Below are 15064 nucleotides of genomic sequence, written 5' to 3'. Positions count from 1 at the left end.
CGTACACTGAGGGCACGCTCCCGGCTCCAGGAACGGAGAACGCGTGTCTGCGACGTGGCACGATCCGCGGGAGGCGTCGCCGACGGCGTCTCGCCTCCTCGTCGAGCGTGCGCACGAGGAGCTCATCGCCGGGAATCTCGACGATCACCGTCTCCGCGAGGTGCGTCCGCTCGTGCGTGAGTCGTGGGAGCGGTCCTGGCGTCGCCGCGTCGGCCCGGAGGGGCTGCCGCCGCTCGATCTGCACGAGGACGAGCTTGACGCCTATCGCCTGGACCATCCACTCGCCTCCGCGATGGAGATGATCCGCGCGCTGCTGCTTCCCGGCGACTCCGAGGACTCGGGGGTCGTGATCGCCGTCGGGGACCAGGCCGGGCGCCTGCTGTGGATCGAGGGCGACGCGCAGCTGCGGTCCCTCACCGAGGGCATGGGGTTCGTCGCCGGCGCGAACTGGGCGGAGGACGCCGTGGGCACGAGCGCCCCCGGCACCGCTCTCGCCCTGGAACGGTCGGTGCAGATCCGCGGGGCCGAGCACTACAACCGACTGGTGCACCCGTGGTCGTGCACCGCGGCGCCCGTGCGCGACCCGGAGACGCAGCGGGTCCTGGGCGTGATCGACATCACCGGGGGACCGGAGGTGGTGACCCCGCAGGCCCGGCTGCTCGTCGACGCGACGGCGCGAGCGGTCGAGTCCGAGCTCCTCGTGGCCCGGATGCAGAGACGGGCGGAGCCTCCGGCTCGACGACTGCCCGGCAGGACGCCGCCGGAACCCCTCGCCCGCGCGCGACTGCACGTGCTCGGACGCGACCGCGCCCGGCTGGAGACCGTGTCGGCGCACGAGGAGGCGGTCACCGAGCTCAGCGCCCGGCACGCCGCCATCCTCCTGATGCTGGCCGTGCACCGCCAGGGACTCTCCGCCGACCGACTCGCCGAGCTCGTCTACGGCCCTGGGGTCTCGCCGGACACCTTGCGGCCGGAGATGGTGCGTCTGCGGAAGGTCCTGGAGCGGGCGGCCCCCGATCTCGTGCCGGAGTCCCGCCCCTATCGTCTTCCGGTGCCGCTGGAGACCGACGCCCACGACGTGCTCTCCCTCCTGGATCGCGGGGCGCACCGGGTCGCTCTGACGGCGTATCGGGGGCCGGTGCTGCCGGAGTCGGCCTCACCCGGCGTGGAGGAGTTCCGTGACTCGGTCCGGGCGGCGCTGCGGGAGGTCATGCTGTCGGGGGCGAGTCTGGACGTGCTGCTCGCCTACGCCGACACCCCCGAGGGCAGTGAGGACGCGGAGGTGCTGCGGCTCGCGTTGGAGATGCTGCCGGCGCGCTCGCCGCGTCGTGCCGGCCTCGTGACCCGGATCGAGCGCCTCACCTGATTCGAATCGCCCGATTGGCCCCATTTCGGCCGCGGATGCAGCACAGTGCGCGATTCGAACGGGGTGCAACCGGCTGCAACGTTGCGCAGCGGGAGTGCAACGGGCGACGGCCTAGCGTCGAGGGAACACCGTGGCATCGACGCCGCGGCGCCCCCGTCGAAGGAGACCCCCATGACCATCGTCGAAGAAGACGTGTCCCTCGCCTACGCGGCCCCCGGGCAGCCCGGAGCGGTCGCGAACTATCGGCCCCGCTACGGCCACTACATCGGCGGCGAGTTCGTCGAGCCCGCGAAGGGCCAGTACTTCGAGAACATCAGTCCCGTCAACGGCAAGCCCTTCACCGAGGTCGGCCGCGGCACCGTGGAGGACATCGACCGCGCCGTCGACGTCGCCTGGAAGGCCTTCACCGCCTGGGGCAAGACCAGCCCCGCGGAGCGCTCCGTGATCCTGAACCGCATCGCCGACCGGATGGAGCAGCACCTGGAGGAGATCGCGGTCGCCGAGACCTGGGAGAACGGCAAGCCCGTGCGGGAGACCCTCGCCGCCGACATCCCGCTCGCGATCGACCACTTCCGCTATTTCGCCGGGGTGCTCCGCGCGCAGGAGGGCGGCATCAGCCAGCTGGACGAGAACACCGTCGCATACCACTTCCACGAACCGCTCGGCGTCGTCGGGCAGATCATCCCATGGAACTTCCCGATCCTCATGGCCGTGTGGAAGCTGGCGCCGGCGCTCGCCGCGGGCAACTGCATCGTCATCAAGCCCGCGGAGCAGACGCCCGCGTCGATCCTGTTCCTGTTCGACATCATCGGCGACCTGCTGCCGGCCGGAGTCGTCAACATCGTGAACGGTTTCGGCATCGAGGCCGGCGCCCCGCTCGCCCAGCACAAGCGCATCCGCAAGGTTGCCTTCACCGGGGAGACCACGACCGGCCGCCTCATCATGCAGTACGCCTCGCAGAACCTCATCCCCGTCACCCTGGAACTCGGCGGCAAGAGCCCGAACGTCTTCTTCGAGGACGTCGCCCGCTCCACGAGCGACCCGTTCTACGACAAGGCGCTCGAGGGCTTCACGATGTTCGCGCTCAACCAGGGCGAGGTCTGCACCTGCCCGTCACGCGCCCTCATCCAGCGCTCGATCTACGACGGGTTCCTCGCCGACGGCCTCGAGCGTGTGAAGAAGGTCGTGCAGGGCAATCCGCTCGACCCCGCGACCATGATCGGCGCGCAGGCCTCGAACGATCAGCTGGAGAAGATCCTCAGCTACATCGACATTGGGAAGCAGGGCGGGGCCCGGCTGCTCACGGGAGGCGAGCGCGCCGACCTCGGCGGCGACCTCAGCGACGGCTTCTATGTGCAGCCGACCGTGTTCGAGGGGACGAACGACATGCGGATCTTCCAGGAGGAGATCTTCGGTCCGGTGCTCTCGGTCACCTCGTTCGACGACTTCGACGACGCGATCTCGATCGCGAACGACACCCTGTACGGCCTGGGGGCCGGGGTGTGGAGTCGCAGCGGCGACACCGCGTACCGCGCAGGCCGGGCGATCGAGGCGGGTCGCGTGTGGACGAACACGTACCACCAGTACCCGGCCCATGCCGCGTTCGGCGGGTACAAGCAGTCGGGGGTGGGGCGCGAGAACCACAAGATGATGCTCGACCACTACCAGCAGACGAAGAACCTCCTCGTCTCGTACGCGGAAGGCCCGATGGGCTTCTTCTGATCGTCGACGCTGGGGTGCGGGACGGCGGGCCGCAGCTGCCGTCCCGCACCCCGGCATTACGCAAGGAGTCTCATGGCCAGTCCGATCACGCCCGCCCGCGTCGCGGTGACCACCCCGCCGCCGCGCTCGTCCGGCAGCTCACCGCGCAGCACGGGCCGCTCATGTTCCACCAGTCCGGCGGCTGCTGCGACGGCTCCGCGCCCATGTGCTACCCGGTGGGGATGTTCCTCACCGGCCCCGGCGACGTGCTCCTCGGTGCCCTTGACCTGGGACTCGATGGTCCGGTCGAGGTCTTCATGTCGGCCTCGCAGTTCGAGTACTGGAAGTTCACGCACCTGACGATCGATGTCGTGCCGGGACGCGGCGCCGGGTTCAGCGTCGAAGGTCCGACGGGGATGCGGTTCCTCATCCGCTCGCGGATGTTCGACCCCGCCGAGCTGGCGGGCCTCGGCCTGGCCTGACACGTCCCTGCCGGCCGGTTCGCCGGGGAGCGATGGGCGCGCGGTGTTGATCGGCGCCGATCCCGTTCCGTAGGCTCGGGGAGCCGTGCCGCGGAAGGCCGGCCACGACGCCGAGTCCGATCCGAGGTGCACATGAGCTCGTCCCGATCTCCCCGGAGACGACTGCCGAGCGTCCTGGCCCCGGCCGTGGTTCTGGCCCTGGTGTTGGTCGGTTGCATGCCTGCCGCCCCGCCGTCTCCGACGCCGTCGTCGACCGATGTCGAGCTCTTCTCGGCAGAGGACGGCGTACGCTCCTCCGTCGATTTCGTCTTCGCGCTCCTCGCCGCCGGGGACGAGGAGAGCGCAGCCGAGAACCTCTACCCGGCGGTGGCTTTCGAGCAGCCGCTCGCTCTACTGCTCACCAGGAGCGGCGTCTACACGCAGATCGAGGACCGGCCGAAGATCCTCTCCGTCGACGACGTGACGGCGACGGAGGACGGGAAGAGCGGCACTGCGACCGTCACCTACGAGATGGCGGGCGCCGAGCACACCGACACGGTCGAGCTCCGACGGACGAGCGCGAACGAACGGGGTGCGGACGACTACGCCATCGTGACCTCCGAGGAGGACTTCGGGCTGGACGCGAGCGGCGTCGAGCTCCTCCCCGCTGACACGGTATACCGCATCCACGATGTGGACGTCAGCGCCGCGTTCCTCGCGGCCCGGGCTCTCGCGGATGGCGATAAGGTGCCGCGGATCCCCGCGTTCGGCGGTACCTATCCGCTGGAGATCACCGTGCCGGGTCCGAACGGGTTCACCGAGACGGTGACGCTGCAGACCTCGACCTTCCTCGGCGGCGACGGCACCGACGGCGTCCTGCGCGACTTCGCCGTCGAGCACGGGTACTGACTTCGAATCGCCCGATTGGTCCCATTTCGGCCGGAGATGCAGCCAATCAGGCGATTCGAACGGGATACGCTGGCCCCGTGAACGCACCGCACCGACCCTCCGTCCTCTTCGTCTGCGTCCACAACGCGGGGCGCTCGCAGATGGCCGCCGGCTTCCTCCGGCACCTCGCCGGCGACCGCATCGAGGTGCGCTCCGCCGGGTCGATGCCCGCTGCGGAGATCAACCCCGTCGCGGTGGCGGCGATGGCGGAGGTCGGCATCGACATCATGGCCGAGCAGCCGAAGGTGCTCACGACTGAGGCCGTGCAGGCGTCGGACGTCGTGATCACGATGGGCTGCGGTGACGCCTGCCCGTTCTTCCCCGGCACGCGCTACGAGGACTGGGTGCTCGACGACCCTGCCGGCCAGGGGATCGACGCCGTCCGGTCGATCCGCGACGACATCCGCGGCCGCATCGAAACCCTCGTGTCCGAGCTGCTCTGACCGGCGCTCAGCCGGCCCCGTCGAGCATCGCCTTCGCGGCACGCGTGCGGGCACGCAGGGCCTCGGCGAGCGCCGCGACCGCGGGGAGCCGCAGCGACTCGGGCCGCGCGACCATGTAGTACGGGAGCTTCTCGGCGAAGACCTCGGGCAGCAGGCGCACAAGATCCGGGTGCCGGTCCGCGGCGAAGCAGGGGAGCAGGCCGATCCCGGCTCCCGCGCGGGTGGCCTCGACGTGCACGAAGACGTTGGTCGAGGTGAGGCCGTCCTGCATGCCGGGGACGAGGCGGCGCGGAAGGTCGAGCGCATCCACCTGAAGCATCGAGTCGACGAAGTACACGAGTCGGTGCTGCTCCACCTCGGCGCGCGATGCCGGGGTGCCGGTCCGGTCGAGGTAGTCCCGCGAGGCGTACATACCGAGGGTGTACGTGCCGAGCTTCACGGCCTGCGCGCGGCGGGTCTGGGGCGCGCCCACGACCACCTCCAGGTCGAGCCCGGCGCGGTGCTCGGCGGCCCTCCGCGTGGCCGCGACGATCTCGACCGTCAGCCGTGGGTGTGCTCGGCGCAGCTCTGCGATCGCGGGGGCGGCGATGTAGGCGCTGAAGCCGTCGGTGGCGGACATGCGCACGACGCCGGCGATCGGGTCAGGAGTCTCGCCGGGGGCGGAGTCGAGCTGGGACAGCGCGGCCTCGATGCGTCCACCCGTCTCGGCGGCGGTGCGCCCGAGGTCGGTAAGTTCCCACCCGGACGCGGATTGCGCGACGACCCGTCCGCCGAGCGCGTCCTCGAGGGCGGCGATGCGGCGCGCCACCGTCGTGTGATCGAGACCGAGGTGTGCGGCGGCGCTCGTGTACCGGCCGGTGCGGGCGACGGCGAGCAGCACGAGCAGATCGTCGGCACGAGGCCTCTTCGCCGCATCCATGCTGCAATTATGCACAGCCGCTGCGCGCCACTGGGCATTGCTGCAAGTCGAGCCGGTGCCGACACTGGAACGGATGTGTCACCGTCGACACCGAAGGAGAGAAATGACCGCCCCCACCCGCGCCTCCGGTCACCCCGCCGCCGCCCCGTCCTCCTCGAAGCTCAAGCGCGTCGTCGCCGCCTCCATGGCCGGCACCGTCGTCGAGTGGTACGAGTTCTTCCTCTATGCGACCGCCGCCAGCCTCGTCTTCGGCACCTACTTCTTCCCGGCCACCGGATCGCCGCTCGACGGCATCATCGCCGCTTTCGTGACGTATGCGGTCGGCTTCATCGCGCGGCCGCTCGGCGGCATCGTCTTCGGTCAGATCGGCGACCGTTTCGGCCGCAAGCCCACGCTGCAGGCCACGATCATCATCGTCGGCGCCGCGACCTTCCTCATGGGGTGCCTCCCCGGCTTCCAGAGCATCGGCTACTGGGCGCCCGCGATGCTCGTCGCGCTGCGCTTCATCCAGGGCTTCGCTGTCGGGGGCGAGTGGGGCGGGGCCGTCCTCCTGGTCGCGGAGCAGAGCCCCGACCGGTCGCGCGCGTTCTGGTCGAGCTGGCCCCAGGCCGCGGTTCCCGTCGGCAATCTGCTCGCCACGCTCGTGCTCCTCGTGAGCTCGTGGGCGATGAGCTCGGCGGCGTTCCTCGAGTGGGGCTGGCGCATCGCCTTCTGGCTCTCCGCGGTGATCGTGCTCGTCGGCTACTACATCCGCCGCAACGTCGAGGAGGCTCCGATCTTCCTGGAGGCGAAGGCGCAGGTCGAGGCGGAGAAGGCCACCTCCTACGGCGTCGTCGAGGTGCTGCGCCGGTATCCGATCGGGATCGTTCAGGCGATGGGCCTCCGTTTCGCCGAGAACATCGTCTACTACATCGTCGTCAGCTTCACGATCGTCTACCTGAAGACCGTCCACGAGTACGACACCAGTCAGCTGCTGCTCGCTCTGCTCATCGCGCATGTCGTGCACTTCGCGATCATCCCGCAGGCGGGGCGGCTCGCCGACCGCTGGGGCCGCAAGCCCGTGTACCTGACCGGCGCGATCCTCAGCGCGACCTGGGCCTTCTTCGCCTTCCCGATGTTCGACACCCTGAACCCCGGGCTCATCGTGCTCGCGGTCACCATCGGCCTCTGCTTCCACGCGTTCATGTACGCGCCGCAGCCGGCGGTCATGGCCGAACTGTTCCCGACGCGGATGCGGTACTCCGGCGTCTCGCTGGGGTCGCAGGTCACGGCGATCCTCGCCGGGTCGCTGGCGCCGATCCTGGCGATCCAGTGGCTCCGGGACTTCGGCTCCTGGCTGCCGATCGCGCTCTACATCGTGTTCGCCTGCATCGTCACGGCGATCGCGGTGCTCTCGCTGCGGGAGACGAAGGGCGTGTCCCTGCAGGCCATCGACGACGCGGATGCCGCCCGCACGAACGCACGCACCGCGGCTGCGAGTGCCGCATGACGGATCTGCACGGACGTCGTGCTCTCGTCACCGGGGGAGCGAGCGGGATCGGTGCCGCCTGCGCGAGAGCCTTCGCGCAGGCGGGCGCCCGCGTGACGATCGCCGACATCGACGGTGACGCGGCCGAAGCCCTCGCCGACGAGATCGGCGGGCAGGCGTGGCAGGTCGACCTCACCGACCGCGATGCACTGGCCGCACTCCGCCTCGACACCGACATCCTCGTCAACAACGCGGGCGTGCAGCACGTCAGCCCGATCGAGGACTTCGACCCCGCCCGCTTCTCGCTTCTCCTGCAGCTGATGCTCGAGGCGCCGTTCCTGCTGACCCGGGCCGTACTCCCGGGGATGTACGAGCGGGGCTTCGGGCGGATCATCAACATGTCGAGCGTCCACGGTCTTCGCGCCTCGCCGTTCAAGGCGGCCTACGTGGCGGCCAAGCACGGCCTGGAAGGGCTGTCGAAGGTGACGGCGCTGGAGGGTGCCGCGCACGGCGTCACGAGCAACTGCATCAATCCCGGATACGTGCGCACGCCTCTCGTCGAGCGCCAGATCGCCGACCAGGCGCGGGTGCACGGCATTCCGGAGAGCGAGGTCCTGGAGAAGGTGCTCCTCACCGAAGCCGCGATCAAACGCCTCGTGGAGCCGGAGGAGGTTGCGGGCCTTGCCGTCTGGCTCGCCGCCGACGCCGCCGGGATGGTGACCGGCGCGAGCTACACGATGGACGGCGGCTGGTCCGCGCGGTGAGCCGTCACGCCGACGGAGAGGCCGCGGCGAGCACAGCGCTCCGCAGCCAGGAGCGATAGCGGTCCGGCGACCAGCCGGACTGCACGACGAGCTGCTGGTGGCTCTCCGGTGAGAGCAGGAACGACAGCACGTCGGCGAGGGCGTCGCCGTCGTGGTCCGAGTCGACGATGCCCCGGCGCTGCAGTTCCGCCGCGAACCCCCGGTAGTCCGCCGCCCGGTTCGCAAGGATGCGCTGCAGGGCGGCATCGACGACCGGGTCGGAGAGCGCCGCGCCCAGGAGGACCGTCCAGAGGGCATGCCCGCGCTCGTTCGCGGCGGCGATCTGCGTGATGACGGCGTCGAGGAAGACGTCGTCGGGAAGGGTGGTCAGCCCGGAGCCGGCCTCGGTGTCGGCGAGGGTCTCGGCGGCCTCCGAGCCGGAGAAGGTGACCTCGAAGGCGGCGATGAGCAACTCCGCCTTCGCCGCCGTGGTCTTCACCGTCTCCGCGGAGACGCCGGCCTCCTTGGCGATCGCCGAGATCGTCGTCGCCTGGTATCCCTGCGCGGCGAACAGGCGGGCGGCTGCCGCGACGATGCGCGCGCGGGTCTCCTCGGCCTGTCGGGTCCGCAGGGCGGAGCGGTAGGGGCGTGCACTCGACGTCATTGACTTTCCTCAAAGGGTGATGAATACTTCAACGGTACAACCAACCCTATCGAGAGAGCCGCCATGTCCCGTTACCTCCTCACCTGCACCCCCGCCCACGGGCATGTGCTCCCGCTGCTGCAGGTCGCCAGGCACCTGGTCGCGGGCGGGCACGAGGTCCTCTTCCTCACGAGCACCCGTTACGAGGAGCAGGTGACCGCGGCGGGAGCGCGGTTCCGCCCGCTGCCGACGGAGGCCGACGTCGACCTCGACGACGCGAACGGCGCGTTCCCCGAGCGCGAAGGCCTCACCGGGGTGGCCGCCCTCCGCTTCGACATGAGCACTCTCTTCATCCGCCCGGGGAGGGCTCAGCTCGACGCCGTGCGCGCCGAGCTGGCGCGGAACCGCATCGACGCCGTCCTCACCGAACCGCTGTTCGTCGGTGCGGCGCTGCTGCAGCGGCTGCCGAAGGCCGAGCGGCCCCCAGTCGTGGTCCTCGGGATCTTCCCGCTCGGCGCCCGCAGCGTCGACACGGCCCCGTTCGGGCTCGGAGTCACGCCGATGCGCGGGCCGCTCGGCCGGATGCGCAACGCCTTCCTCCGTACCGTGGCGGAGCGCGTGATCTTCGGCGGCGTGCAGAAGGAGGCCGACGCCATGGCGCGCGAAGCGGTCGGCCGCGATCTCGGCGGATTCGTGCTCGACTGGGCGGGCCGCGCCGACGCGTACGTGCAGTTCTCGGTGCCGGCGTTCGAGTACCCGCGCTCCGACCTCCCGGCGTCCGTGCACTTCGCCGGACCCCTGCCCGCGGCGTCGTCGAGCGTGCCACTGCCCGAGTGGTGGTCCGACCTGGACGGACGGCGGCCCGTGATCCACGTCAGTCAGGGCACCATCGCCAACGCCGATTTCGGTCAGCTCGTGCTGCCGACCATCGCCGGGCTCGCTGGGACGGACGCCCTCGTGGTCGTCTCCACCGGTGGGCGCCCTGTCGACGCGCTCCCGGCGGAGCTGCCGGCCAACGTCCGCGTCGCCGAGTACCTGCCCTACGACCGGCTGCTGCCGGAGGTCGACGTGTTCGTCACCAACGGAGGCTTCGGCGGGGTGCAGCAGGCCCTGGCCCACGACGTCCCGCTGGTGGTCGCGGGGCAGACGGAGGACAAAGTCGAGGTCTCCGCCCGAGTCGGGTGGACCGGGGTGGGCATCAACCTGCGGACGAACGCGCCGAAGCCCGGGCAGGTGGCCGAAGCCGTGCGCCGGGTGCTGGCCGAGCCGACGTTCAGGGATCGCGCGCGGCAGGTCGGAGAGGCGATGCGCGCTGCGGGCGCCTGGCAGACGCTCGACGCGGTCCTGGCCGTGGAGACCGCGAGCGGGGCCGCGGCCGACAGCTCGATGCACCGCTGAGCGCCGCGCGGGAAAGTGCATTCCCGCGCATGAACGCAACCGGGTGCAACGTCCGCCGGTATACCATCCGGGTATCGCCACGCAGCGTCAGTCCCCAGCTGACCACGGGCGGGACGGTCGAACCGTCAATGCGGAGGGAACGTCGAATTCCTTTCGATCCCGAGGGGGGATGGGGTGGGCGTCGGTTCCCCAGAACGGCACCCACCCCCACATCGGGTTCGTCGTCAGTTCCAGCGGCTGAGCATCCAGAAGACCGCGAATCCGATCACCACGAGGATCGGCACCCAGGTGCCCGTGCGCTTGAGGCGCCGACCCTGCGGCGCGACACCCGGCGGTGGAGTGATCATCCCGGCCGGCGGAGCGAACGGGAGCGCGTGGCCGCCGGGCGTCGTGGCGGCGGCGAGACGGTCGTCGCGCCACCGCGCCCACTGGTCGAGCTTGGTCAAGAGTGCCCCCACCGTCCCGAACAGCCACGCCCAGGTCGCCGGGTCGAGCGTGGAGGCGCGGCGGGGCGTGTAGAGGAACAGCCAGTCGTCGACGATCTCGACGTCGAGCTGCGCGGCGTTGTCGATGAAGCGCGCCATGATGTCGGGCGTGAAGAGGTAGAGCGCGTCCTGCTCGTAGCCGTCAGGGCAGTACAGGATGAAGTGCTGGTCGAAGTCGCCCTCGAGCGACAGACGCTGCGCCCGCTGGAACGAGGCCGGCAGGTTGGAGCCGAAGCCGTTGTTGCCCTTCGCGTCGAGCACGATGTTCGGCAGGGGCACGTCCAGCTTCACGGCCACGTAGCCCCAGCGATACGTCGTCGAGTTCTTCCCGGACTGCACCGTGTACTGGTAGTTGCCGAACTCCACGAAGCGCGGGTTCGCCCCGCGGACCAGGTCGGTGGCCAGCCGCGAACGGCCGAGGTGGAAGATCATGCCGGGCAGCGGTGGATCGTCGACGCGCGGCTCGTAGGTCATGCCGTTGGCCTGGGCGAACCGGTGCAGGCGGTACCGGGCGGTGCGCGCGTTGCGGACGCCCATCCAGATGAGGACCCCCACTCCCGCGGCCACCAGCAAGAGGAGCACGAGCGGGATCGCCGCTGCGGCGGGAGAGCCGCTGCTCGCTGCCAGCGCCACCACCACGGAAGCGAGGATCGGGAGCAGCACGACCCCGGCGATCGCCACGGCCACGATGGCGATGATCGACGACACCGCCATGCCGGTCGTCCGCCGGGACCGGAGCTCCGCCGTGAAGGCGCGGACGGCGGCCGGGTCGACCGGGTCGGTGAGGGGCCGCGCATCGAACGACGCCGACGCCTGCGGAGACGTCATCGGTTGACCTCGTCGGCGTCCCACGTGAGGTCGGCGCCCTCGCGAAGTGCCTTCGCCTCCAGCCGCTCGTCCGTGCAGATCGCGCGGATGAGGTCGGGCGAGCCCGCCACGATGGTGGAGTCGTAGTCGATCTCCGAGACCATCACCCAGGCGCGATCGGCGGGCCACAGGATGTTCGGGCTCTGAGCGGCGGGCGGGAAGCCGTGCTCCTCGCCGACCCGGTCGCGCCACGGCACGCCGAGCACCCAGTCCGGATCCGCGAAGGCCCTGGTACCCCCGGAGAACAGCACGTAGTCGCGCCCGGGGAGCTGCAGCCGGGGCCCTTCGGAGATCTCGCGCGAGAGGATGCCGTCCTGCCAGGTGGGCTTCCGGAAGACGTTGTTGAAGGGGTCGTGCGTGCTGCGGTCGAGCATCGCCTGATGGTGCGGGTCTTCGCTGAACGTGAGGAAGACACGGGACGGCCCGTCTCCGAAGAAGCCGACCAGACCGCCGAACCCCTCCCAGAGTGCGACGACCCCGTCGTCCGGTGTCGCGGTGTGGGCGGCGAGGTGCCCGGCCAGGACCGTCACGAGGTCGCTGTCGAGCGCGCCCTCCATCGGCGCCGTGAACTCGCGGCCGTCCGGAGCGATGCGGGTCCGCCAGTCGGCGTCGATGGGAGTGCGCACGATCCGGTGCCACTGCGCCTCTGCGTGCATCGTCGTGCCGAAGGCGGCCGCGGTGTCCGCCCAGCTGACGCGCACCTCGGGATCCGCCGCCGTGGGACTCTCCCGCACCGCGGCGGGATGGAAGATCCGGGCGTACGCGGGGAAGCCGCGGGGGACGACCGCGTGCATGCTGCCCAGACCGTCGTCGAGGGTCTCCCGCAGCCACGCGCCGACGCCGGGGTCTGCGATCCACTCCATGCGACCACGGTACCGGCCGCGTCCGACGACGCGAGCCGCGGCCGTCGATCCCCCATAATCGAGGGGTGACTGCCACCGCCACTCTCCCCTCCCTCGACGGCCGACGCTTCCGCATGGTCTCGTCCACGACATCGGCCGTCGATCCCGATGCCCCCAGCGTCTTCGAGTACTTCGAACGCGACGGCGCGATCTGGGGCGGCTACGAGGGCGACACGGTCACCTTCGGGAAGTTCGTGGGTACGCGTACCGGCGACACGATCTGGGTCTCGTTCGTCCATGTGCTCAGGGCCGACGGCACCGTGGTCACCGGTGACGGCGAGAGCGAGCTGGAGCTGACCGAGGACGGCCGCATCCGCCTGGTGGAGCACTACGAGATGCACGGCCTCCCGCAGCTCAGCGTCGTCGAGGAGATCCCGGCCGCCTGACTCAGCGCGGCGGGAGCGCGTCCCGCCCCGGCGAGGCGGGCGTCCATCGCGTCATCCCGAGCGGAACCTCCGTCTGCCGCTCCGGCAGGTCGCCGGGAAGCAGGTAGGGCCGCCGGATGACCTCGTCGAGCACGACGACGCTGACCACCGTCCGCACCTCGGGAAGCTGCGCGATGACCCCCGTCGAGAACTCGTGCACACCGCTCACGTCGACCGCGCGGATGAGCAGCATCGCGTCGTGCTCCCCGGTCGTGATCGCGCACCACTCCACGTCCGGCATCTCGATGATCCGCTCCCGGAACGACGCCCAGGCCTGCGGCATGACCGTCACGAAGACGAGGGCCCCGATCGACAGCCCCGCCTTGGCCTGATCCACGCGTGCGCTGAATCCGGTGATGACGCCGTCGTGCACGAGCGACTCGACCCGCGTGTACGCGCTGGCCCGCGAGATGCCCACCTTCTCGGCCAGCGCGGCGATCGAGACGCGACCGTTATCGCGCAGCACATCGAGGATTCTGTACGCCGTCTCGTCCAAGGGGGCGGCACTTCGTCCAGATTGCTTCGACGGATCCGCGTCCTTGCTGGACATATTGCTCCTCACATCCGAGGTTCTCGACAATGCGTGCCTGTGTGACGCGCACTTGCTGGACACATCGTCGCATATGATGCGAATCTGATCCCCGGTCGTCCACATCGGTGGCGGCCGCACCCGAATGTACTCCTCGCCCTTGGAGGCCCTGATGTCGTCACGCCGTATCACGCCGGTCATCGCGCTCGGAGCCGTCGCGCTCCTGGCGCTCGCAGGTTGCTCGGGGGGGAACTCCGCGAACAACTCCGAGTCGTCCCAGGGGTCCGACTCCCTCGTCATCGACACCGCGTTCTCCATCGAGACCACCGACCCGGGTCACACGTACGACCCGACCGGCAACATGATCGCGAAGGCGCTGTACGAGACCCTCGTCGACTTCGAGGGCTCCGACGTGTCCACTCCGGTCCCCGGCCTCGCGTCGTGGGAGCAGAACGACGAGGCGACCGAGTTCACCTTCACGCTCGAAGGCGACCGCGTGTTCTCCGACGGCTCGCCCATCGAGGCGAAGGACGTCGTGTTCTCGCTGCAGCGCATCCAGGGGATGGAAGACGCCAAGCCCAACTTCCTGCTCGGCGGCCTGAGGATCGAAGAGGTCGACGACAAGACCATCCGGTTCACCTCGGAGACCCCGCTGCTGCAGCTCCCCGCGATCCTCGCGAACCCGGCGCTCGGCATCGTCAATGCCGACGTCGTCATGGAGAACGGCGGGAGCACCGACGGCTCCGACAGCGCCCAGGGCTTCCTCGACGGCGAGTCCGCCGGATCCGGCCCGTTCGTGCTGGACACGCTCGACCTCAGCTCGCAGGTCGTGCTCACCCGCAACGACGAGTACAACGGCGACGAGGAGTCGGCCTACAGCCGCGTCGTCGTGCGCAACGTCTCGGAGAGCGCGACCCAGCTCGCCAACCTCAAGGGCGGCGACTCGATGGTCGCGATGGACCTCAACGGCGACCAGGTCGCCGGTCTCGGCGACGACATCAGCGTCGACTCGGTGCCTTCCGGCCAGACCATCTTCCTGCTGCTCAACCAGGGCGAGGCCGGCGGCGACCTCGCGAACGTGAAGATCGCGGAGGCCATCCGCTACGCGCTCGACTACGACGCGCTGCTCGAGCTCGCCGGTGCCGGTGCGGTCCAGGCGACCGGCGTCATCCCGCCCGGCTTCGAGGGTGCCCTCGACAGCGGCGTGGAGCAGGACCTCGACAAGGCGAAGGCCGCGCTGGAGGAGGCCGGATACACCGGTCAGACCCTCAAGCTCCAGTTCCCGAACGACTACCCGGTCGGCGGCGTGGAGTTCACCCCGCTCGCCGAGCGCATCCAGGCGCAGCTCGAGGACGCCGGCATCGCGGTCGACCTCGCTCCGGCACCGTTCGCGACCGAGCTCGACGCGTACGTCAACGGGACCGAGGGCTTCGGCCTGTGGTTCTGGGGTCCGGACTACGCCGACTCCGCGAACTTCCTGCCCTTCGCCCCGGGTCTGAAGGTCGGCCTCCGCGCCGGCTGGGCGGCCGAGGCCAACCCGGAGATCGCGGGCATCGCCGCCGGTGCGGCCGCCGCGACCGACGCCGAGCAGCGCACCGAGGCCTTCACCGAGTTCGCCGAGGCCATGCAGGCCGAGGGCCCGTTCGTGCCGCTGATCGTCCCCGGTCGCAACATCTCCTCCGCCTCCAGCGTGTCCGGCGCCGTCTACAACTCCGTGTGGGAGATGGACATCGCCGAGATCCAGCCGGCCGGCTGAACGGATCGTC

At 70.2% G+C, this 15064-nt stretch carries 15 protein-coding genes; 10 read left to right on the top strand and 5 right to left on the bottom strand.

Annotated features, from left to right (window positions below; genetic code table 11):
• Nucleotides 1–43: 43 nt before the first annotated feature.
• The 5 genes from C6C15_RS16745 (at nt 44) to C6C15_RS16725 (ending at nt 4919) form a co-directional block, all read left to right on the top strand.
• Complete coding sequence (locus C6C15_RS16745; protein ID WP_105950693.1) at nt 44–1366, top strand: GAF domain-containing protein; 1323 nt, start codon at nt 44–46, stop codon at nt 1364–1366.
• A 171-nt stretch (nt 1367–1537) separates the two neighbouring features.
• Nucleotides 1538–3088 carry an acetaldehyde dehydrogenase ExaC gene (exaC, locus tag C6C15_RS16740; protein ID WP_060922067.1) on the top strand — a complete coding sequence of 517 codons (1551 nt, stop codon included), beginning with the start codon at nt 1538–1540 and terminating at the stop codon, nt 3086–3088.
• A gap of 14 nt (nt 3089–3102) precedes the next feature.
• Entirely contained in the window at nt 3103–3549 is a 447-nt protein-coding gene (locus tag C6C15_RS16735; RefSeq protein WP_234024181.1) for a DUF779 domain-containing protein, read from the top strand.
• Between the two features lie 216 nt (nt 3550–3765).
• Complete coding sequence (locus C6C15_RS16730; protein ID WP_105950692.1) at nt 3766–4437, top strand: hypothetical protein; 672 nt, start codon at nt 3766–3768, stop codon at nt 4435–4437.
• Between the two features lie 77 nt (nt 4438–4514).
• Nucleotides 4515–4919, top strand: coding sequence for an arsenate reductase ArsC (locus C6C15_RS16725; RefSeq protein WP_105950691.1), 405 nt, complete (start codon nt 4515–4517; stop codon nt 4917–4919).
• Between the two features lie 7 nt (nt 4920–4926).
• Here the strand turns inward: C6C15_RS16725 and C6C15_RS16720 are convergent, their stop codons facing one another.
• Complete coding sequence (locus C6C15_RS16720; protein WP_060922063.1) at nt 4927–5838, bottom strand: LysR family transcriptional regulator; 912 nt, start codon at nt 5836–5838, stop codon at nt 4927–4929.
• A gap of 103 nt (nt 5839–5941) precedes the next feature.
• Between C6C15_RS16720 and C6C15_RS16715 the strand changes: the two genes are divergently transcribed.
• Complete coding sequence (locus C6C15_RS16715) at nt 5942–7327, top strand: MFS transporter (RefSeq protein WP_060922062.1); 1386 nt, start codon at nt 5942–5944, stop codon at nt 7325–7327.
• Nucleotides 7324–8070 carry a 3-hydroxybutyrate dehydrogenase gene (locus tag C6C15_RS16710; RefSeq protein WP_105950690.1) on the top strand — a complete coding sequence of 249 codons (747 nt, stop codon included), beginning with the start codon at nt 7324–7326 and terminating at the stop codon, nt 8068–8070. Before C6C15_RS16715 ends, C6C15_RS16710 begins: the two co-directional genes overlap by 4 nt.
• Nucleotides 8071–8074: 4 nt before the next feature.
• Here C6C15_RS16710 and C6C15_RS16705 read toward each other — a convergent pair whose 3' ends face one another.
• A complete protein-coding gene (locus C6C15_RS16705) occupies nt 8075–8713 on the bottom strand; it encodes a TetR/AcrR family transcriptional regulator (RefSeq protein ID WP_105950689.1) in 639 nt (212 codons plus the stop codon).
• 63 nt (nt 8714–8776) lie between these two features.
• Between C6C15_RS16705 and C6C15_RS16700 the strand changes: the two genes are divergently transcribed.
• Nucleotides 8777–10090, top strand: a complete 1314-nt coding sequence (locus tag C6C15_RS16700; RefSeq protein ID WP_105950688.1) for a glycosyltransferase — start codon at nt 8777–8779, stop codon at nt 10088–10090.
• A 224-nt stretch (nt 10091–10314) separates the two neighbouring features.
• On the opposite strand, the gene C6C15_RS16695 is transcribed toward C6C15_RS16700, so the two are convergent.
• Both C6C15_RS16695 and C6C15_RS16690 read right to left on the bottom strand, forming a co-directional pair.
• Nucleotides 10315–11403, bottom strand: coding sequence for a hypothetical protein (locus C6C15_RS16695; RefSeq protein ID WP_105950687.1), 1089 nt, complete (start codon nt 11401–11403; stop codon nt 10315–10317).
• Nucleotides 11400–12305 (bottom strand): hypothetical protein, encoded by a 906-nt coding sequence (locus C6C15_RS16690; protein WP_105950686.1) that lies wholly within the window; start codon nt 12303–12305, stop codon nt 11400–11402. Before C6C15_RS16690 ends, C6C15_RS16695 begins: the two co-directional genes overlap by 4 nt.
• A 65-nt stretch (nt 12306–12370) precedes the next feature.
• Here C6C15_RS16690 and C6C15_RS16685 point away from each other — a divergent pair, with 65 nt between their 5' ends.
• Nucleotides 12371–12730 (top strand): hypothetical protein, encoded by a 360-nt coding sequence (locus C6C15_RS16685; protein ID WP_231919542.1) that lies wholly within the window; start codon nt 12371–12373, stop codon nt 12728–12730.
• Nucleotide 12731: 1 nt separating this feature from the next.
• Here the strand turns inward: C6C15_RS16685 and C6C15_RS16680 are convergent, their stop codons facing one another.
• On the bottom strand, nt 12732–13319 hold the full coding sequence (locus C6C15_RS16680) for an Lrp/AsnC family transcriptional regulator (protein ID WP_234024180.1): 588 nt from the start codon (nt 13317–13319) through the stop codon (nt 12732–12734).
• Nucleotides 13320–13470: 151 nt separating this feature from the next.
• Here C6C15_RS16680 and C6C15_RS16675 point away from each other — a divergent pair, with 151 nt between their 5' ends.
• Nucleotides 13471–15054 carry an ABC transporter substrate-binding protein gene (locus C6C15_RS16675; RefSeq protein ID WP_105950685.1) on the top strand — a complete coding sequence of 528 codons (1584 nt, stop codon included), beginning with the start codon at nt 13471–13473 and terminating at the stop codon, nt 15052–15054.
• The last annotated feature ends 10 nt before the right edge of the window (nt 15055–15064 follow it).

The sequence above is a fragment of the Microbacterium sp. str. 'China' genome (assembly GCF_002993305.1).
Taxonomy (GTDB): Bacteria; Actinomycetota; Actinomycetes; order Actinomycetales; family Microbacteriaceae; genus Microbacterium; species Microbacterium paraoxydans.
This window is presented reverse-complemented; position numbering and strand designations above follow the sequence as displayed.